General features: G+C 64.8%; 15 protein-coding genes. 6 read left to right on the top strand and 9 right to left on the bottom strand.

Features of this window, described 5'->3' with window-relative positions; genetic code table 11:
- Nucleotide 1: 1 nt before the first annotated feature.
- The 8 genes from RT614_RS17625 to RT614_RS17590 all read right to left on the bottom strand — a co-directional run bounded on the left by RT614_RS17625 (nt 2) and on the right by RT614_RS17590 (nt 10,569).
- Entirely contained in the window at nt 2-1,687 is a 1,686-nt protein-coding gene (locus tag RT614_RS17625; RefSeq protein ID WP_313623421.1) for a sodium:solute symporter family protein, read from the bottom strand.
- Between the two features lie 620 nt (nt 1,688-2,307).
- Nucleotides 2,308-3,492, bottom strand: a complete 1,185-nt coding sequence (gene prpF, locus RT614_RS17620; RefSeq protein ID WP_313623420.1) for a 2-methylaconitate cis-trans isomerase PrpF — start codon at nt 3,490-3,492, stop codon at nt 2,308-2,310.
- A gap of 68 nt (nt 3,493-3,560) precedes the next feature.
- Nucleotides 3,561-6,176, bottom strand: a complete 2,616-nt coding sequence (acnD, locus tag RT614_RS17615; protein ID WP_313623520.1) for a Fe/S-dependent 2-methylisocitrate dehydratase AcnD — start codon at nt 6,174-6,176, stop codon at nt 3,561-3,563.
- Nucleotides 6,176-6,886 carry a GntR family transcriptional regulator gene (locus tag RT614_RS17610; protein WP_313623419.1) on the bottom strand — a complete coding sequence of 237 codons (711 nt, stop codon included), beginning with the start codon at nt 6,884-6,886 and terminating at the stop codon, nt 6,176-6,178. Before RT614_RS17610 ends, acnD begins: the two co-directional genes overlap by 1 nt.
- A 223-nt stretch (nt 6,887-7,109) precedes the next feature.
- Nucleotides 7,110-7,964, bottom strand: a complete 855-nt coding sequence (locus RT614_RS17605) for a hypothetical protein (RefSeq protein ID WP_313623418.1) — start codon at nt 7,962-7,964, stop codon at nt 7,110-7,112.
- Nucleotides 7,965-8,040: 76 nt separating this feature from the next.
- Nucleotides 8,041-9,012 (bottom strand): tripartite tricarboxylate transporter substrate-binding protein, encoded by a 972-nt coding sequence (locus RT614_RS17600; RefSeq protein WP_313623417.1) that lies wholly within the window; start codon nt 9,010-9,012, stop codon nt 8,041-8,043.
- Between the two features lie 160 nt (nt 9,013-9,172).
- Complete coding sequence (locus RT614_RS17595; RefSeq protein WP_313623416.1) at nt 9,173-9,979, bottom strand: alpha/beta fold hydrolase; 807 nt, start codon at nt 9,977-9,979, stop codon at nt 9,173-9,175.
- Nucleotides 9,976-10,569, bottom strand: coding sequence for an amino acid synthesis family protein (locus tag RT614_RS17590; protein WP_313623415.1), 594 nt, complete (start codon nt 10,567-10,569; stop codon nt 9,976-9,978). The genes RT614_RS17595 and RT614_RS17590 overlap by 4 nt, the downstream gene beginning before the upstream one ends.
- A 122-nt stretch (nt 10,570-10,691) precedes the next feature.
- Here RT614_RS17590 and RT614_RS17585 point away from each other — a divergent pair, with 122 nt between their 5' ends.
- Complete coding sequence (locus RT614_RS17585; RefSeq protein ID WP_313623414.1) at nt 10,692-11,636, top strand: LysR family transcriptional regulator; 945 nt, start codon at nt 10,692-10,694, stop codon at nt 11,634-11,636.
- Nucleotides 11,637-11,673: 37 nt separating this feature from the next.
- On the opposite strand, the gene RT614_RS17580 is transcribed toward RT614_RS17585, so the two are convergent.
- Nucleotides 11,674-12,336, bottom strand: coding sequence for a response regulator transcription factor (locus RT614_RS17580; RefSeq protein ID WP_313623413.1), 663 nt, complete (start codon nt 12,334-12,336; stop codon nt 11,674-11,676).
- Between the two features lie 398 nt (nt 12,337-12,734).
- On the opposite strand from RT614_RS17580, the gene tssH reads away from it, so the two are divergent.
- The 5 genes from tssH to RT614_RS17555 all read left to right on the top strand — a co-directional run bounded on the left by tssH (nt 12,735) and on the right by RT614_RS17555 (nt 20,337).
- Nucleotides 12,735-15,389 carry a type VI secretion system ATPase TssH gene (gene tssH / locus RT614_RS17575; RefSeq protein WP_313623412.1) on the top strand — a complete coding sequence of 885 codons (2,655 nt, stop codon included), beginning with the start codon at nt 12,735-12,737 and terminating at the stop codon, nt 15,387-15,389.
- A gap of 11 nt (nt 15,390-15,400) precedes the next feature.
- Complete coding sequence (locus RT614_RS17570) at nt 15,401-16,048, top strand: response regulator transcription factor (protein ID WP_313623411.1); 648 nt, start codon at nt 15,401-15,403, stop codon at nt 16,046-16,048.
- 200 nt (nt 16,049-16,248) lie between these two features.
- Complete coding sequence (locus RT614_RS17565) at nt 16,249-16,791, top strand: fimbrial protein (RefSeq protein ID WP_313623410.1); 543 nt, start codon at nt 16,249-16,251, stop codon at nt 16,789-16,791.
- Between the two features lie 84 nt (nt 16,792-16,875).
- The gene (locus tag RT614_RS17560; protein WP_313623409.1) at nt 16,876-17,616 is read left to right on the top strand and encodes a molecular chaperone; all 741 of its coding nucleotides are present in this window, start codon (nt 16,876-16,878) and stop codon (nt 17,614-17,616) included.
- Between the two features lie 18 nt (nt 17,617-17,634).
- The gene (locus RT614_RS17555; protein WP_313623408.1) at nt 17,635-20,337 is read left to right on the top strand and encodes a fimbria/pilus outer membrane usher protein; all 2,703 of its coding nucleotides are present in this window, start codon (nt 17,635-17,637) and stop codon (nt 20,335-20,337) included.
- Nucleotides 20,338-20,340: the final 3 nt, after the last annotated feature.

Below are 20,340 nucleotides of genomic sequence, written 5' to 3'. Positions count from 1 at the left end.
CTCAGGCCTTGGCCGACGCGACCGCCTGAGGCGGCGCGTGCGTTTCGCCAGCCTGCGCGCGTTGGAAGGAGGTGACGCGTTCGCTCAGCAGGCCGAAGTCGAAACGTTCCCGGTTGCGCAGGCTCAAGGCCACGCACACGCTGGCGCTGACGCCGTAGGCCGTCAGCGACCCCATCAGCACGATGTAGTCGCGCAGATTGCCGATGAAGGCGGGCAGCATGACCGCCGTGCCGATGGCGCCGACGACGATGGCGACGACGCGCCCGAAGAAGCCGAACGCCATCAGGCCCAGCACCACGCCGCCACCGATGGCCGAGCAGATCTCGAAGAACACGGCAAGCGCGCCGGAGATCGGCAGCAGTTCAAAGCGCACGACCGCAAACAGCAGAACCGCGGCCAGGACGGCGCTGACGAAGGCGCGGTTGTCGACGCGGTCCCAATAGAAGCTGGCGATCACCGGGAACACGATGGCGCCCCACAGCGCACCGACGAAGACCAGCATGACCAGGATGTCCAGGCGCAGGCTCGCGAAAATGACGCCGATCATCGTGGCGACGATCATGGTGGCCCGGCCCCACCACAGCATGCGCCGCGGGTCCGGACGGCCGCGGGCGATGTTCTTGGCGTAGACGTCGGTCATGACGATGGCGGACAGCGCCGCCAGGTCGGAGTCGGCGGTAGACGAAAGCGAGCCCACGACCAGCAGGAAAAACAGCGCAATGCCGAACGGCGGCAGATAGGTGGAAGCCATCTGCGGGATGATGTTGTTCATGTCCCCGCCAGCGGGTTCCAGACCGACGAACAGCGCCAGCAGGCCCAGCATGCCCAGTCCGATCACCACGGCGCCATAGCCGATCGTGGCGGTCAGGAAGGTGGGCTTGATCAGATCCTCGCGCACGGCGAACAGACGCTGTGCGATGGTTTGGTTTCCAATCGCATAGGCCAGCACCGCCACGAAGTACGGCGCGCCCTGTTCGAGGATGGCCTTGGTGGAATAGAAGTCGGCCTGCTCGCTGTCCAGGCGCCACATGTTGGCTTGCAGCAGGTCGGGCCCGCCGGCGTTGAAGAAGATCAGCGGGATGATGATCACGGCGGCGATGATCATCGCTGCAAGTTGCGCGAAGTCCGTCATGACCGATGTACGAAATCCCGACCACAAGGTGTAGGACAACACCCCCAGCCCGGCGATGAGCACGCCCTGGATGAACGTCAACGGACTCAGGATGGACACCAGCGCCCCTGCCGCGGTGAAGTTCACCATCAGGCTGATGCAGCTGCCCACGATGTTCGACACCGCCATGATCATCTGGCTGGACGTGCCATGGCGCGCATGAATCACTTCGGCCAGGGTGTGCGCTTTGGGCGCCAGTTGCCGGAACCGTTTGCCGAAGGGATAGATGAAGAGAATCATCAGGGCGCCCCAGAAACCGTAGTGCAGCGGACCTGACAGGCCGTACTTGTAGCCGGAGGTGGCGCTGGCGTAGAACGAGGCCGCCCATATCCAGGTGGCGATCATGCTGGCGGCCGACAGGCCGAAGCCGACCGCGTTGTTCGACACCATGTAGCCGTCGACATTTTCATGTTTTTCACCGATGAACAGCGACATGAGAAAGGTGGCGCCGTAGAAACCGGCGAGCAACAGGATGGCTGTGGTAGCCGACAACTGGAAGAAAACTGGCTCTTGCATCTTGGGGATCCTTACTCCTCGACAGCCGTGGCGCGGCCGAAGCCGTGGCTGCATAAGCGCCGATTCCGCGGGGTGCGATGGGCGGCGGGCCTGCCCATGGCGAGGACGAAACACCCTTGCACCACGCGCTGGACATATGCGTGCCGAGCGCGCGATCGCGTGCCTGTCCGTTCCAGGCAGCGGATAGCGCCCCGGAGCGGACAGATTCAAGACACACCGTATTGGTGCCTTGCCGCGGCATGGGTCCCACGCGCCGGGGGCACGAATGCCATGGGCGTCGATGGGGCTCAATGCGGTGAGCAATGGTCCTGCCGGATAGGCAGGTTGTTGTTCCGCAGCCGCCGGCGGTGGAGCCTGGGGCTGGGTTGGGGTGTTTCGGCGCTGGCGCCGGGCCGCTGTACGCAGCCGTGTGACGGTTGCCCCCGACGGTTAAGCGTCGGCGGGGCCGGTGATGAATGACAACAGACGAAAATTATAGGGGCGGATGCGCGTGGCGTCCAGCGCTCGGCCCGTCATGAGCGGCATGTTAGACAAAATTGCGAGCCTTTGCTCGCGGCTCGCAATTGCTGGAACCCTGCCCACACACCAGGAAAACCGGGCGCGGCGTGGCCGCGCTCGGGTCAGAATCCCTCGCGCGGCACGTGCACCCGGCCTTCCATCAGCACGCGTGCGCTGCGGCTCATGATGGCCTTGGTGACCTTCCATTCGCCGTCGACCTTCCGGGCCTGCGCCCCGACGCGCAAGGTGCCCGACGGATGTCCGAAGCACACGTTGTCGCGTTCGCCGCCGCCCGCCGCCAGGTTCACCAGCGTGCCGGGAACGGCCGCCGCGGTGGCGATGGCGACCGAAGCCGTGCCCATCATGGCGTGGTGCAGCTTGCCCATGGACAGCGCGCGCACCAGCACGTCGATGTCGCCCGTCCCGATCTTCTTGCCGCTGGACGACACGTATTCCGTCGGGCGCGCAACGAACGCCACCTTCGGCGTGTGCTGGCGGCCCGCGGCTTCCGAGACGTCCTTGATCAGGCCCATGCGCACCGCGCCGTGCGCGCGGATGGTCTCGAAGCGCGCCAGCGCGGCGGCGTCGCCGTTGATGGCGTCCTGAAGCTCCGTGCCGGTGTAGCCCAGGGCGTCGGCCTCCAGAAAGATGGTGGGAATGCCGGAATTGATCATCGTGGCCTTGAAGGTGCCCACGCCCGGCACCTCCAGGTTGTCCACCAGATTCCCGGTGGGAAACATGGATCCGCCATCGCCTTCCTCGGCCGGGTTCATGAATTCCAGCTGCAGTTCGGCGGCCGGGAAAGTCACGCCGTCCAGTTCGAAGTCGCCGGTTTCCTGCACCTCGCCACCGGTCATGGGCACGTGCGCGATGATGGTCTTCTGGATGTTCGCCTGCCAGATTCGCACCACGGCGACGCCGTCCTGCGGAATGCGCGCCGGATCCACCAAACCGTTGGTGATGGCGAAGGGACCGACCGCTGCCGACAGGTTGCCGCAGTTGCCGCTCCAGTCCACGAAGGGCTGGTCGATGGATACCTGGCCGAACAGGTAGTCGACGTCATGGTCGGGGCGAGTGCTCTTGCCGACGATGACGGTTTTGCTGGTGCTGGAGGTGGCGGCGCCCATGCCGTCGATCTGCTTGCCGTAGGGGTCGGGGCTGCCGATCACGCGCATGAGCAGCGCGTCGCGCGCGGCGCCCGGGACGCGCGCGGATTCCGGCAGGTCATCCAGTTTGAAGAACACGCCTTTGCTGGTGCCGCCGCGCATGTAGGTGGCCGTGATCTTGGTTTGGGGAGCATGTGCCATGGAACAGTCCTGAGATATCGGAATAGGGCGGCGGATGCCGAAGCGCCCGCCGGTCAGTGGAACGCCGGTCAGGCCAGCTTGCCGGCGTCCGAGGCGGACGCGGCTTCCAGGAAATCCTGCGCAAAACGTTGCAGCACGCCGCCGGCGTCGTAGATCGAAACTTCTTCGGCGGTGTCCAGGCGGCAGGTCACCGGCACCTGCTCGGTGCTGCCATTGCGGCGGTGGATAACCAGCGTCAGGTCCGCGCGCGGCTTGCGCTCGCCGATCACGTCGTAGCTTTCGGTGCCGTCCAGGTCCAGCGTCTTGCGGTTCACGCCCGGCTTGAACTCAAGCGGCAGCACGCCCATGCCGATCAGGTTGGTGCGGTGGATGCGCTCGAAGCCTTCGGCGACGATGGCTTCCACGCCGGCCAGGCGCACGCCCTTGGCGGCCCAGTCACGCGACGAGCCCTGGCCGTAGTCCGCGCCGGCCACGATGATCAGCGGCTGCTTGCGGTTCATGTAGGTCTCGATGGCTTCCCACATGCGCATGACCTTGCCTTCCGGCTCCACGCGCGCCAAGGACCCCTGCTTCACCGTGCCGTCGGCGTTCTTCACCATTTCGTTGAAGAGCTTGGGGTTGGCGAAGGTGGCTCGCTGCGCGGTCAGGTGGTCGCCGCGGTGCGTGGCGTACGAGTTGAAGTCCTCTTCGGGCAGGCCCATCTTGTCCAGGTATTCGCCGGCGGCGCTGTCCAGCAGGATCGCGTTGGACGGCGACAGGTGGTCGGTGGTGATGTTGTCGCCCAGCACGGCCAGCGGCAGCATGCCGCGCAGCGTGCGTTCGCCGGCCAGCGCGCCTTCCCAGTACGGCGGGCGGCGGATGTAGGTGCTTTGCGGGCGCCAGTCGTAAAGCGGGCTGACGGCGCTCTTGCGATCGTCCTTGATGCCGAACATGGGGGCGTAGACCTTGCGGAACTGCTCTGGCTTGACCGCCGACTTGACCATGGCGTCGATCTCTTCGTCGCTGGGCCAGATGTCCTTCAGGCGGATCTCGCGGCCGTCGGCCGCCACGCCCAGCACGTCGCGCTCGATGTCAAAGCGGATGGTGCCGGCGATGGCGTAGGCCACGACGAGCGGCGGCGACGCCAGGAAGGCCTGCTTGGCGTAGGGATGGATGCGGCCGTCGAAGTTGCGGTTGCCGGACAGCACGGCCGTGGCGTAGAGGTCGCGGTCGATGATTTCCTGCTGGATCGTCGGGTCCAGCGCGCCGGACATGCCGTTGCACGTGGTACAGGCGAACGCCACGACGCCAAAGCCCAGCTTTTCCAGGTCTTCGGTCAACCCTGCTTCTTCCAGGTAAAGCTGCACGGCCTTGGATCCCGGCGCCAGCGAGCTCTTGACCCAGGGTTTCCGCGCAAGGCCCGCGCGGTTGGCGTTGCGCGCCAGAAGGCCGGCCGCGATGACGTTGCGCGGATTGCTGGTGTTGGTGCAGCTGGTGATGGCCGCGATGATGACGGCGCCGTCGGGCATCAGGCCCGGCTGGTTCTCCACCACGCCGGAAATGCCGCGTTCGGCCAGGTCCGACACCGGCAGGCGGCGATGCGGATTGGACGGGCCGGCCAGCGTGCGCACGACCGTCGCCAGGTCAAAGCGCAGCACGCGCTCGTATTGCGCGGTCTTCAGGCTGTCGGACCACAGGCCCGCCGTCTTGGCGTAGGTTTCCACCAGCGCGATCTGCTCGTCTTCGCGGCCGGTCAGGCGCAGGTAGTCGATGGTCTGCTGGTCGATCGAGAACATCGCGGCCGTGGCGCCATACTCGGGCGCCATGTTCGAGATGGTGGCGCGGTCGCCGAGCGTCAGGCTGGAAGCGCCTTCGCCGTAGAACTCCAGGTAGGCGCCCACCACCTTTTCCTTGCGCAGGAATTCGGTCAGCGTCAGCACGATGTCGGTGGCGGTGATGCCGGGCTGGGCGCGGCCCGCCAGTTCGACGCCGACGATGTCGGGCAGGCGCATCCACGACGCGCGGCCCAGCATGACGTTTTCGGCTTCCAGTCCGCCCACGCCGATGGCGATGACGCCCAGCGCGTCAACGTGCGGGGTGTGGCTGTCGGTGCCTACCAGCGTGTCGGGGAAGGCCACGCCGTCCTGCGTGTAGATCACGGGCGACATCCGTTCCAGGTTGATCTGGTGCATGATGCCGTTGCCGGGCGGCACGACCTCGATGTTCTCGAAGGCCTCTTTGGTCCAGTCGATGAAGTGGAAGCGGTCCTCGTTGCGGCGGTCTTCCACGGCGCGGTTCTTGGCGAAGGCGTCGGGATCGTTGCCGTCGTATTCCACGGCCAGCGAATGGTCGACGATCAGCTGCACCGGCACGACGGGATTGACCTTGGCCGGGTCGCCGCCCTTGTCCGCGATGGCGTCGCGCAGGCCCGCCAGGTCGACCAGCGCGGTCTGGCCCAGGATGTCATGACAGACAACGCGCGCGGGAAACCACGGAAAGTCCAGGTCGCGGCGCCGCTCGATCAGCTGCTTGAGCGCGTCGGTCAGCAGCGCCGGATCGCAGCGTCGCACCAGGTTCTCGGCCAGGACGCGCGAGGTATAGGGCAGGCCGTCATACGCGCCGGCCGAAATCGCCTCCACGGCCGCGCGAGCGTCGAAATAGTCCAGGCGGGTGCCGGGCAGGGTCTTGCGGTACGACTTGTTCATCATGCCTCCGTGCGCTGCTGGGTGCTGTGCGCGATCTGTTGTTCGATGTTGATGCGGGATGCGCGGATGTGCCGGCGCATCAGGATTTCGGCCAGTTCGCCGTCGCCGTCCGCGATGGCGTCCAGAATGCGGTGATGCTCGGCGTAAGCCTGCCGCGGGCGGTTGGGCGTTGTCGAATACTGGATGCGGTACATGCGCGCCAGTTGGTAGAGCTCGTCGCAAAGCATGCGGAACAGCATCTGGTTGCCGCTGCCCTTGACGATCCGGTAATGGAAATCGTAGTCCCCTTCCTGCTGGTAGTAGCCCAGCCCGGCCTGGAAGGCCTCGTCGCGTTCGTGCGCTTCCAGCACGCCGCGCAATTCCGCGACTTCCGACGGCGGCATGCGCTCGGCGGCCAGCCGGCAGGCCATGCCTTCCAGCGATTCGCGGATTTCATAGAGTTCGGACAGTTCCTGGACCGACAGGGACACGACGCGCGCGCCCGCGTGTGGCACGCGAACCAACAGTTTCTGGCCTTCGAGCCGGTGCAGGGCCTCGCGCAGCGGGCCGCGGCTGACGCCATGGATGCGCGCCAGTTCGGGTTCGGAAATCTTGCTGCCCGGGGCGATCTCGCCCTTGACGATGGCGGACTGGATCTTGCGGAAGATGTGGTCCGACAGCGTTTCGGAATCGCCGGGCGGCGCGCCCGGCAGGGTCAGCACTTTGCTCATGGTGTCGACAATTCAATCTGAATTTGAAGAAATAAACCGGCAAAACCGCATTCGGCGGATCAGATTGTCAACAATTTACCTCGGCCGTCACGGCCAACGCAAGCGGCCGGGCGCCCGCGCTGCCGCGAGGAACATGCGTCGGGGTGATGGATTACCGCCTCGGAAAGAGAGGCCGAGGCGACCGGGTCACGTGCGACCGACCGGGGCCGGGCGGCTGGCAGGCTTACCCCGCGTTTTCGCGGTCCAGCGCACGCAACGATTCAGGGATCCGGTAACGCTGGCCGTCGAACTTCAGCGTGTGCGGCGTCTTGCCCTTGTCCACGGTCTTCTCGACGCAGTCGCCATGCTGCACCGCCGATCGGCTGGATTCGTAGGACTCCGTCGCGACAATGTCGCGCAGGCCTTGCGCCTGGGCGGTGTCCATGGCGAGGCTGACGGTGCGTTCGGTGAATTCGCCGGCGCAGTTGGTGTCCCATTCGCCGCTGGAGCGATCGACGATCAGGCCGTCCAGCACCATGTCCAGCCGCTGTGCGCCAATGTCGAAAAGGCGCAGGCTGGTCTCGGAGAACGGGTTGGCGCGCGACGAGCCTTCGCGCGAAATCCGCAGGCCGAAGGTGCGGCGGCCGGGCGCGACGTCGTAACGCGCGGTGTCGAATGACACGCCGCTCACCCGGATGGCGTCGTCCGACATCAGTCCCTCAAGCCGCAGGTCGTGCAGCATGTTGAGCGTGGCGCGATCCAGCACCAATATCTGCAGGTCGCCGTCGTGGCCGTCGGCATCGTCCGGCCCGTCCTGTACCAACGGTATGGCGGCCAGCAACAGGTTCGGGTTCGCGGGCCACGCCTTGCAGGTCACGGCAAACGGAGCGCCGAATTCGTCATCGGAAATCTGGACGACAAGGTTGTCCTGCCCCAGCCGCACGCGGCCCTCGGCATCGGGAGCGGGCGCTTGCGGGTAGACGGCGCGGACGATATCCGCGGCTTGCGGGCACGCGTCGCGGGCGGCTTGGGCCGCGCCGCAGGCAAGCAGCGCTGCCAGGGCCAGCGCGCCGGTCAGGGCGGAGGGAAATCGGAGCATGGGAAGGCCGGCGGCTGGGGACGAATCGCGATTCTAGTTAGCCGCCGCACCCGTCCGCAACCCGCCGTACGCTTCCTTACAGGTCTACCCGGACCTTGCCGGACTGCACCAGCCCCGCCACGTCGCGGATTTCCGCCAGCAACGCGTCCTGCAGTTGCGCTGGCGTGCCTCCGGTGGGCTCGAAACCCTGTTCGGCCAGCTTGGCGTGCACGGCCTCGGTTTTCAAGGCGCGATTGATGCCCTGGTTCAAGGCGGCGATGGTCGCTTCGGGCGTGCCCGCCGCGCAATACGTGCCAAACTGGATCTGCGCAGCGAAACCGGGGAAGCCGCTTTCGGCCACCGACGGAATGTCCGGATACTTCGGCAGGCGCTGCGGGCTGGTAACCGCCAGCACGCGCAGGCGGCCGCTCTTCAGATAGGGTTCCACGGCGGCCACGGTAGCCACCACCACTTGGATCTGCCCACCCAGCAGGTCGGTCATCATGGGGCCGGTGCCCCGGTAGGGCACGTGCAGCATCTCGATGCCGCAGGCGGCCTGCAGCAATTCGGTCGCCAGGTGCTGCGGCGTGGCGTTGCCCGGGGTGCCAAAGGTCAGCCCCTTGGGCTCGCGCTTGGCCTGGGACACCAGTTCGCCCAGCGTCTTCGCAGGCAGGTCGCTGTTGACGGCCACCATGTAGGGCGAGCGGGCGATCGGGCAGACCGGCGCTAGTTGCTTCAGCACCTCTTCCGGCGGACGCGCGTAATAGCGCACCGAAGGCACGAGGCCAGCGAACAGCAGCATGCTGCCGTCTTTCGCGCCGTTGGCGGTGTAGTCCGCACCCAGCATGCCGCTGGCGCCGGGCTTGTTCTCCACGATCACCGAACGCTCCAGCGCGCCTTCCAGCGACGCGGCGATGACGCGTCCCAGCACGTCCGTGCCGCCGCCCGGCGGGAAGGGCACGATGACGCGCAAGGGCGCTTCGCGCGCGGCGGCCTGGCGGGCGGCGGTGGCGCTCAGCGGCGTGAGCGCCAGCGCCGCCAGGGTCTTGATCAGGGTTCTGCGGTCCATGTTTCTTGTCTCCGTCCCCGCCTGGCGGCGGGTTTGTCGCGCATCGTCTCTATGCGGTGGACGATTCCGGGTTGCGCTTTTGCGTTTGCGTTTGCGTTTGCGTTTGCGTGTGCGTGTGTGTGAGCGTGTGCGTAAACCGTTACGTGTGGGATTACGGCGTTTATGTATGCGTTTGTGCTGGCGCGCCCTGGCCCTGCGTGCAGTGCGCCTGGAAAAAGCTTCGAATCGCGGCGGCCACGGAGGCGGGTTCCTCCACCGGCAGCATATGCCGCTGCTCCGGCGCCACGCGGGCGCATGCCTTGGGCAGGGCCCTTGCCAGCTCTCGCGTCATGCGCGGGTTCGAGCCAACATCGTGTTCGCCCGTCATGACCAGCACCGGGCAGGCAATATCCGGCGCGGCCTGCGCCAGGATCGAGTCGCCATTAGCAAACAGGGCATAGGCGGCCAGGAAGCTGTCGCGATCATTCTCCAGCAGGCGCCGTTCCACCTGGGCCACGCGCTCAGGGCGGCGAGCCTGGAACGCCGGGGTGAACCAACGCGCCAGCGATACCTTGGCCGCCGCCTGCGTGTCCTGCGTCGCCGCCGCCTCCAACCGGGCGCGCACGGCCGCGGTCTCGTCGTCCGTGCGTCGGAACACCGTGCTCAGCAGCACCAGGCGGTTGACCCGCCGGGGCCGGGCTGCGGCGTAGGCGCCAGCGATCAGGCCGCCCATGGAATAGCCCAGCACGCTCGCGCCGCCCCAGCCGGCGTCGTCCAGCTCCTGGTCCAGTTGCGCGATGAAATCCTGGATGTCAGCCTTGCCCCGCAACGCGGGCGCCGCGCCATGGCCCAGCAGGTCATAGCGCAGCACGTCGAAGTCCGGCTCGAGCAGGGGCGCCAGGTCATCCCAAAGCGTGTGGTCCAGACCGACGCCGTGCAACAGGACCAGAGGTTCGCCGCGGCCGGAACGCCGCCGTTGCGCGCTCATTTTGCCTCTGCCTCTTGCGCCAGTTCCTGCAGGTCGGAATAGCGGTTGCCGATACGATGATGCGGACGGCCGGAGGTGGCCGCGCCCAGCGCAATCACGATTTCATCCGGCGCCGGCGCATCATTGATGGTGGTCTGCACCGTCAGGTAGTGCGAACGCAGGCCTTCGTCCTGCTTGTGCATCAGCGGCACGGAAATCACGCAGCCCGGCCCTCCACGCATATTGGTGAAGCTGAGGTAGCTGGTGCCGCCCACGGCGTTGCGATAGGCATTGCCGAAGCGCAGCGTGTGGATCAGCGCAGAGGCATGCTCGACTTCGCCCGCGGTGCCCACCACAGCGGCCTTGCCGTAAGCCTCGATATTGTCCGCCGAACCGGCCTGCCGCAGGATTTCCCCCACCAGCAGTTCGCCCAGCGGCGGCGCGGCCTCGAGGATGCCCGGTCGCAGGTCCTCCTGAAAGGGCAGGCCGGCCCAAGGATTGCGGATGACGGCGGCGGCCACAATCATCACAAGGGGGCGCTCGGCCGCGCGGCCGCCTTCAATAAGGGTCTTTTCGACGTAACTGACTACCTTGCGCACTTGCAGAGACATTCCGCGCTCCAGATCCAAAGTGATAAACGATGGGATCATTGTTGGGCGCATTGTCGAGTTTTGACAATCCAAATTAACGTAAGCTAATTTCGGGAAATCCGAATTTAAGAGTCATCAGCACCATGCCTACGTCCTTGAAGATCCAGCACCTGCGGCAGTTCCTGCTGGCCGCGGATCACGGCAGCTTCCGGGCGGCCGCGCAGGGCACCTTTCGGTCGCAGGCGGCAGTGTCAGCCGCCATGCAAGACCTCGAACAGCAACTTGGCGCACCACTGTTCGAACCGGGCAAGCGCGCCCAATTGACCCCGCTGGGCGTGGCGGTCACCCCACTGTTCCAGGAGCTGCTGTCCACGCATGACCGCGTGCTGGACGCCGCCAGGCAGTTCGGCACGGGCAACCAGGGTCCCGTGTCCTTGGCCGTCATGCCTTCGCTGGCTGACGAATGGCTGCCGCGGCTGCTCGAGCGCTACGCGCGCAGCCACCCGGACATCAGGATCCGCGCCCTGGACGAAACATCGCCCGAAGTGCACCGTCTGGTGCTGTCTGGAGAAGTGCAGGTCGGCGTGGCCGGGCAGGCGCCGCGCACCGCCGAGGTTGCCTTTACGCCGGTGGCGCGCGACGCCTTCGGATTGGTCTGCAGGAAGAGCCATGCGCTGGCGCGTCGGCGTGGCCCGGTGCCATGGGAAGCGCTGGCCGACGAGCGCCTGATCGGCAACGCCACCTTTGAAACCCTGAAAAACCGTCAACTGGGCAGCGCCATCGACGATCCCGCGATCGTGGTGTCCAACCGCGCATCGCTATTGGCCAGCGTGGTGGGTGGACTTGGGGTGACGGTCCTGCCAGTCCTGGCGCGGCCGGCGGCTGGCAGCGGGTTGGTCTTCGTGCCCTTGGCGGAGCCCGTGGTGGAACGCATCGTCGGTGTGTTGACGCGCAAGGAAGAAACGATGCTTCCTGCAGTGGCGGCCATGCACGGGCTGGCGCTGATGTCGTTGGCGCAGTTCACGCGCCGCAAGGGCGCGGTGCTGGTGCAGCCAGAAAAAGCCGACCGCGCCGCGCAGCGCGGGTAACCCTCACGCGCATCAAGGCGCTACGGCCTGGTTCAGTTCAGTACGGCTCTGACGTGCTGCTTATCAGACGAAACAAACCGCTGTCCGAAGACACGCCCAGCTTGCGGAACGCGGCGGCTTTCTGCGTGCTGACCGTCTTGGGACTTTTCTGCAGGCGGGCCGCGATTTCCATCACATTGATCCCCGACACGAACGTCTTGACGACGATGCGTTCGCTGGGAGAAAGCTTTGCGCTATCCAGCAGCGCCTGGATGCGCTTGCCGGCGTGGTCGCCATGGGAAGCGACAGGGTAGATGGGCGACAGGCTGTCGGGCAGCAAGTGCCGGATGGCCGGGTCGATGAACTGGCCCCCGGCATGAACGCGACGCAGCGCATTGAGAAGCACGTCCTCGTGAGCGTTCTTGCTGACGAAGCCATGGGCGCCAAGCCGCAATGCCAACGCCGCAATGCTGGGATCCTGCGACGCGGAAAAAATGATGATGCGCGTGCCCGGGTGCCGCCGGCGAAGGATGGGAATGATCTCGGCCGCGTCCTGGTCTGAGCTGTCCAGAAAGTACTCCAGCAGTATGACGTCGACGCGGGTGGACTTCATCGTGTTCAGCAAATCGACGCTGTCGTCGCACGCGCCGATCACATCGATGTCGATGCACTTATCGAATATTGCGGTAAGGCCTTTGAGTATCAGGGGATGGCTATCCAAAATGCCGAGCCGTATTCGGGGCGGATGCATATGCATATGAATCAGAGGTTCTGCCTGTCTGCGAATTAAATAATGCCGGCCACCTGTCGGGCGGCTGAAAACCGCCGCTTAGGTTGGTCCGGCGGTGCTGCGGCGACGCACGAATCAAGAACACAAGGCGCGATCGCCGGTGCGATTCTTATGGTCCGGAAGAAAACAAGGAATAGGACTATTTCGAAAATGGCGAGCCGCAAGACTTATGCGGGTGCATTGAACGATAGGCGGTGCTTGATAAAGCGACGAAGAGAAGCGCACATAACGTCGTTCGGTCCGATAAAGCATTTGTCTAGTCTGATTGTTTCGTTGATGGATGCTGGCTAGCCTCAGCAGGATTTCTTTGGCCAACCTGTAAAAGACGAATGACAATCCTTCGGCGCGTCCTATTTGGAAAACTCAATCAAAGAACATTCCAGAGCCTGGAATCGGCAACGGCTTTCTGCAAATTACGCGGTAATCCCTATGTGGAAGTGGTCCATTGGTTGCACCAGCTCTTGAATCAGTCTGACGGCGATCTTCAACGAATCCTGCGCCACGCAGGAGCCGATCCTGAAATCATCGACCTGCACCTGCGCGAAGCGTTGGCGTCGTTGCCGGGCGGCGCCGGCTCCGTCAGCGATTTTTCATACCAGGTTGAAATCGCAGTCGAACGTGCGTGGATCAGCGCCACGCTTCAATTCAACGACACCCGCATTCGCGGGGCCTGGCTGGTCCATGCGCTCGCCACGGATCCCGAATTGCGGCGGGTCCTGCTCGGCATTTCCCCCGAATTTCGCAAGATTCCGATGGACGATCTGGCCGTGCCGCTGCGCGCCTGGATCGAAGGATCGCCCGAGGCGTCGGGCACGGAATCGGGGCAGGGATCTGAAGGCGCCGCACCCGGCGGCCCGGGGGGCCAGGACGACGTGCTGACGAAGTTTTGCACCGACCTCACTGCCCGCGCCCGTGACGGCGGTCTGGATCCGGTCCTAAGCCGAGAAACCGAAATTCGCGCAATGGTGGACGTGCTGATGCGTCGTCGCCAGAACAACCCGCTGCTGACCGGCGAGGCGGGAGTCGGCAAGACCGCCGTGGTCGAAGGCCTGGCGCTGGCGATCGCGCAAGGCACGGTGCCGCCGATGCTGGCGGGTGCGCGCGTGCTGAACGTCGACATCGGGGCCATGCTTGCCGGCGCCAGCGTCAAGGGCGAATTCGAGTCGCGCCTGAAGGGGCTCCTGGAAGCGGCCAAGCGCTCCACGTCGATGACCATTCTGTTCATCGACGAAATGCACACGCTGGTGGGCGCCGGAGGGCAGGCGGGCACCGGCGACGCGGCCAACCTGCTCAAGCCCATGCTCGCGCGCGGCGACTTGCGCGTGATCGGCGCCACCACGTGGGCGGAATACAAGCGCTACATCGAGAAAGACCCCGCACTGACTCGTCGGTTCCACATGCTGCAAGTGGCCGAACCGCAGCTGGAACAGGCCGTGGCGATGGTGCGCGGCCTCGTGCCCAGCTTCGCCCGCCATCATGGCGTGCTGGTGCGAGACGACGCCGTGCGCGCAGCGGTGACCTTGTCGCAGCGTTACCTGCCCACTCGGCAGCTGCCCGACAAGGCCATCAGCCTGCTGGACACCGCGTGCGCCCGCGTGGCCCTGTCCCAGCACGCGCCGCCCAAGATGCTGGAACACGTCGAACAGCGCATGCTGGCCCTGGAATCCGAACGTGACCTGCTGAACGCCGAAGTTACCGTCGGTCTGCGAAACGCCGCCGAACTGACCGAAATCGACGCGCGCATGGCGATGGTGCGCGAAGAGAAGTCGGCCATCGAAAGCCGTTGGAGCGAACAGCGAGATCGTGTTCAAGCGCTGCTTGAACGGCGTTCTATGGCGCTCAATGGCGCACAGGACGGCACAGAGCCTGAATCCGCCAACGCGCTGGCCGAGGCCGCCCAGGCGCTACGCGCTCTGCAGGGCGAGACCCCATTGGTGCATCCGGAAGTAGGCGACAGCGCCGTGGCGGAAATCGTCGCCGACTGGACTGGCATTCCCGTGGGACGCATGTTGACGGACGAGATCACGGCTGTGCGAAATCTCCAGGACGCCCTGCATGCGCGAGTGATAGGCCAGCAACAGCCGATCGAGCGCATCGTGCAGCGCGTGCGCACGGCGCGCGCCGGCCTGTCCGATCCTCAAAAGCCACAAGGTGTATTCCTGCTTGCGGGCCCGTCCGGCGTGGGCAAGACCGAAACCGCGTTGGCGCTGGCGGAAGCCCTTTACGGCGGTGAACAGAACCTGATCTCCATCAACCTGAGCGAATACCAGGAGTCCCATACAGTTTCGGGGCTGCGTGGCGCGCCGCCCGGATACGTGGGCTACGGCGAAGGAGGCGTGCTCACGGAGGCAGTGCGGCGCCGGCCTTACTCCGTGATTCTGCTGGACGAGGTCGAAAAGGCGCACAGCGATGTGCACGAGCTTTTCTTTCAGGTGTTCGACAAGGGCTACATGGAAGACGGAGACGGCCGCTACATCGACTTCCGGAACACCATCATCCTGCTGACCACCAACGTGGCAAGCGACATGATTTCGACGCTATGTGGTGACGAGGACGCGCCGCCCGCGTTCGACGGCTTGCGCCAGGCCATCGAACCCGAGCTGCTGGCGCGCTTTCCGGCGGCGCTGCTCGGGCGCCTGACCGTGGTGCCGTATGCGCCCTTGCGCAGCGACGCGCTGGCAAGCATTGTGCGTCTGCATCTGGACCGCGTGGTGCGCCGTATGTCCGAAACTTTGAAGGCCCGGCTTTCCTACGGGCAGGAAGTGGTTGACTATGTCGTCGCCGCCTGCCGGGTGGACCAAACGGGGGCGCGCGCGCTGATCGGCTTCCTTGAGCAACACATCCTTCCTCGCCTTGCGTCCGTCTGGATGGACGCCATGGCCGATCGCATGGTCCTGGATCAGGTGGATATCCAGCTCCTGGACACCAACGCCCCGCCCGAAACAGCGTTCTCATTCAAGCCGCACTTGCTCGATGCAAACTAAAGGGGCCGCGCATGTCCAATCCGATCCGAGTCGTCGTGGCCGATAGCCACCCTGTCTGCATCAAGGGCGTTCAAGTCGAAATCGCGGCCATGAGCCACGCCAAAGTTGTGGCATGCGTCAAGAACTCCACCCATCTGTTCAGCGTCCTCCAACGTGAGCCCTGCGACGTGCTCGTCAGTGATTACGTCATGGCGGGCGAAAACTTCGGCGACGGACTTGGCATGTTGTCGTTGATCCAGCAGCGGCACCCCGCGCTGAAGCTCGTCGTGCTGACCTCGATCGACAGTCCACTGGTGCTGAAAGCCGTCGATCGCCAGGGGGTCCAGGGGATTGTCAGCAAGGCGGACATGTCGGAACACTTGCGGCATGCAATACAGGCCATCTGTCGCGGTGAAAGCTATCGATCGCCCCGGATAAGCGGTGCGCTTCAGGCTGGGCCCGACACGGTCGGCGCCGACCGCGCAGGCAGGCTGACGCCTTGCGAAGTAGAAGTCGTCCGACTGTTTCTGGCGGGCCTGTCCGTGGGAGAAATCGCCGAGAAGTTCTCCCGATCCAAGCAGACCGTCAGCGCACAGAAGCGCGCCGCCATGCGCAAGCTCGGCATCCACACAGACAGCGAACTTGTCAGGTACGGCGTGCGCAACGGCCTGATTGGCTGACGCGATTTCGTCCGATAGTGGCCGATAACGCCCCGCATATGGGACAAATTAGCCGCTCGTCAGACAGCACTGATGTGAAGAATTGGCGGGGCTCCCTAGACTGACCGTGGTCGTGCCGAAAGGCGGTCAAGCGCAACACGCTGCCTGCTTTCGGCTTTTGATCACTCTCAATATCGATATCAAAGTATAGGAACCTCAACATGAAATCCCACATTCTCGGTCTCTCGATCGCCGCCCTGTTTGCAGCAGCATCGCTGCCGGCCAGCGCCGCTCCCGCCATCGGTACGGGCAAGGTCAACTTCAACGGGATGCTGATCGCCGAAACCTGCCAAGTCGCGACCGACTCGCAAGATCAGACCGTCCAGCTGCCCGTCGTCTCGACGCAGTCGCTGGGCACCAAGGGCGATACGGCAGGCTCCACGGCATTCGAGATCGACGTGATCGAGTGCCCGGACACCATCGATCAGGTTCAGGCCCACTTTGAAATGACCAACATGGAAGCCGCAAACCGCACGCTGCTGAACCTGGCAACGGCCTCCGCCGCCACCAACGTTACGGTGCAGCTGCTCAACGCCGATGGCTCGGTCGTGCCCGCCGGCTCCACCGGCAAGGCGTTCGATGTCACCGGCACCGGCGCCACGCGTGGCGCAACCATGATCTACGGCGGTCAGTACTACTCGCTGGGCTCGCCCTCCGCCGGCGCTGTCCAGACCTTCGCCGAGTTCACGCTCGCTTATCCGTAAGTATCTGCTTGTTTGAGTAGCACTGTCGCGGGGGGCTCCAGCCCCCCGCGAGCCTTCTCCTGCTTATCAAGTTCAAGGACTACCGTGTTTCTCGTCTATCTGCGCACGGCGCTCGCCGTGCTTCTGACATGCACTGCGGCAAGTGCAAATGCCGGCGTGGTCATCACCGGCACCCGCGTCGTTTACCTGGAAGGCAGCCGCGAAGTCAGCATCCGAATGCGCAATGCGGATGAAAAGCCCCTGCTGGTGCAGGCGTGGATCGATGACGGCTCCATTAATGAGTCGCCCGCCAAGCTGGATGTTCCGTTCCTCGTTACGCCGCCCATGTCGCGCGTCGAACCAAAAAAGGGGCAGACGCTGCGCATCGTCTATGTCGGCGCCGATCTCCCACGCGACCGCGAATCCCTCTATTTCCTGAACGTCCTGGAAGTCCCGCCCAAGACCGAACGAAAGCAGGACGAAAACTACATGCAGTTGGCGGTGCGCACGCGCTTGAAACTCTTCTTGCGTCCAAGCGGCCTGCCCACGCAGATCGAAGAGGCCCCGAAAGCCCTTTCCTGGGAGCTCACAGCAAAGGGCCAGGTTCATGTGCACAACCCCACCCCGTACCACGTCACCTTCAGCCGCGTCCAAGCCAGCATCGCTGGAACACAGGTCGTCTTCAACCAGGACATGGTTCCGCCGTTTGGCTCGCTGGAGCTGACGCGCGCGGCAGGCAAGACGGCAGACAAGGTGCCGGTTGAGGTCAATCAGGTTCGTTTCGGGGTCATCAATGACTATGGTGCGGAAGTGCAGACGCAGGCGGAACTCAGGTCGCGTCAGTAGCTATTCAAGGACAAGATAATGCTGCGAGATTGCGTGAAGTTGCACAAGAGGTGGGCGGCCGGGATCTCGGGCAATTCCCGGAAGGCCCGGTCGGGACGTTGGCGGCATGTGGCGGTCTCGGCGCTTATGGTGCCCGGCGCGACATTCGCGGCACAGCCCCAGGAGTCCCCGCGATATGCCCAAGTCGATTTCGACTCCCGGTTTCTCTTTGGTACGTCCATGGACCTGTCACGGTTCAGCCAAGGCAATGCCGTGTTGCCGGGCGTCTATGTCGCCGACGTCAAGGTCAATGGCCAACGGGCCGGCACGTTCGAAGTCCAGTTCCAAGCGGTGAACGCGTCAGGTTTCTCCGAGCCCTGCTTCAGCCAGCGTGATCTCGAACAGCTTGGCGTCGACACCTCACGACTGCCCGCCGCAAAGCCCGGCGATTCAACGGAGGGCCAGCGACCTGTCGCTGAACTGGCGGGCGGCTGTAAGGTGCTGAGCGCAGCCGTCCCCGGCGCGCGCGCCGACATGAACCTGGGCGACTTGCAGCTTGATATAAGCGTGCCGCAGGCATTCATGCACACTCGCGTCAGGGGCTGGGTCGATCCCGCGCGGTGGGACGACGGTGTCACGGTGGGCTTGTTGGATTACAGCCTGAACGGCTACTCCAGCCGCACCAATAACGGCGGCGGTCAGTTCAGCAATCTCTATCTTGGCCTGACGTCCGGCGTGAACCTCGGGCCGTGGCGCCTTCGCCAGCGATCAACCAAAAGCTGGTCGAATCAGGGCAACTCCAGTTGGGACAGCCTCGAAACCTACGCTCAGCGTGGCATAGCGCCGTGGCGCGGGCAACTCGTGCTGGGCGACAGCAACACCAGCGGTGAACTATTCGACACCAGCAGCCTGCGTGGCGTTCGCTTGTTCACCGATGACCGGATGCTGCCCGAGTCCATGCGCAGCTACGCACCCGTCGTACGCGGCATTGCCGATACCAACGCGGTCGTCACCGTGAGACAGGGCGGGCGCGTCATCCACGAACAGAACGTGCCTGCCGGTCCGTTCGAATTCTCGGACGTGCCCGCGGCTGGCTACGGAGGTGACCTCCAAGTCACCATACAGGAAGCAGACGGACGTCAGAGCAGCTTCAGCGTGCCGTTCTCGACGGTGCCGCTGCTCTTGCGCCAGGGCGTGCACCGCTACAGCGCCGGAGTGGGCAAGTACCGCAACGCCGAGTTCGACAGTGAACCCTGGATGTTCGAAGGCACCTATCAGTACGGCGTGACCGACGGCGTCACGGCCTACATCGGTACGCAGGCTTCCGAGGGATATGCCTCGCTGATGCTGGGATCCGCCTTGAACTCTCCGGTCGGGGCGTTCTCGCTGGACGTGACCGGCGCGCGCACGCAGGTGGACGGAACGTCCCACACGGGCGTCAGCACTCGCCTGAACTACGCGAACATCCTTCAGGGCACCGGCACGCGCTTCTCCATGGCCGGCTACCGCTATTCCACGTCAAATTTCTATTCTCTGCGCGACGCGATCTATGCGCGGGCCGGGCGCGGCGACTCCGACTCCAACTACGCCTGGAACGACTATCGCGTGAAAGAACGGTTCCAGGTCAACGTATCGCAGCCGGTCAGCAAGCGCGGCAACGTATTCGTTACCGGCAGCAGCCAGAACTACTGGCGCGGCGACTCCGGGCACGATCTGCAGTTTCAGGTCGGTTATAGCGGCGGTTACCGCCAGCTCACGTATGCGGTGTATGCGCAGCGCAGCCGCAGCGGTCAGTCCGGCTCGCTCGGCAACCAGGTCATGTTGACGCTGTCGATCCCGCTGGGCCGAAACGCGGTGGATTCCGGGCCGGGCTTCAACAGCCTCAGCACCAGCGTCGCCCGCGGATCGCACGGCGACCATCTGGTTCAGGCCTCGGCCAACGGCTCGGGTGGCGTCAACCATCCGGTCTCGTTCGGCTTGACCGCCACGACCGCGCAAAGCGAAGAGTCCAGCGCCAGCACGAACACGCTGGGCGCCTACGGAACCTACCGCGCGCCTTTCGGCACGTACACCGCCAACGCGTCCGTGGGCAACCGCACAAAGCAGATGGGCCTCGGTGCGCGGGGTTCGGTGGTGGCCCATGCCGGAGGCGTCACGGCAGGGCCGTCGCTCGGGCGCGCCGCGGCATTGGTGCAAGCCAAGGGCGCCACCGGTGCGCGCCTCATTAACGGGCACGGTGCCAAGATCAACGCTAACGGCTATGCACTGGTTCCCACCTTGTCGCCGTACCGTGTCAACCACGTGATGCTGGACCCGTCCAATGTTGGCATGGACGTCGAACTTGCAAACACCGCCGAAGAAGTGGTGCCCACGTTGGATTCCGTTGTGCTGGTTGAGATGCGCACCACCCAGGGCAAACCTGTGCTGCTGCGCTTGCGCCGCGAAGACGGCGACGCCGTTCCGCTGGGCGCCGATGTGTTCCAGGAAGAAGGGGGACGCGCCCTGGGCACTGTGGGGCAAGGCGGCGCCGCGCTGGTGCGCGGGCTGGCCGAGCAGGGTGCCGTGCAAGTCCGTTGGGGCGAAGGGCCAGACCAGCAGTGCCGGGCTGAATATCGTCTTCCCGCCGAAGCACCGGCGACGCAACCGTCTTCCAAGGCCGATGCGAACAGCATCGTGCGAATCCAGGCGCCGTGTCACACCACCGGTCCGGTGGCGCAGACAGTACCTGACAAGGCAGGCTAACTC

The organism is Achromobacter sp. (genome assembly GCF_032102605.1).
GTDB lineage: Bacteria > Pseudomonadota > Gammaproteobacteria > Burkholderiales > Burkholderiaceae_B > Achromobacter.
Note: the sequence above shows the minus strand (reverse complement) of the source record. Positions and strands in the feature narration are given on the sequence as shown.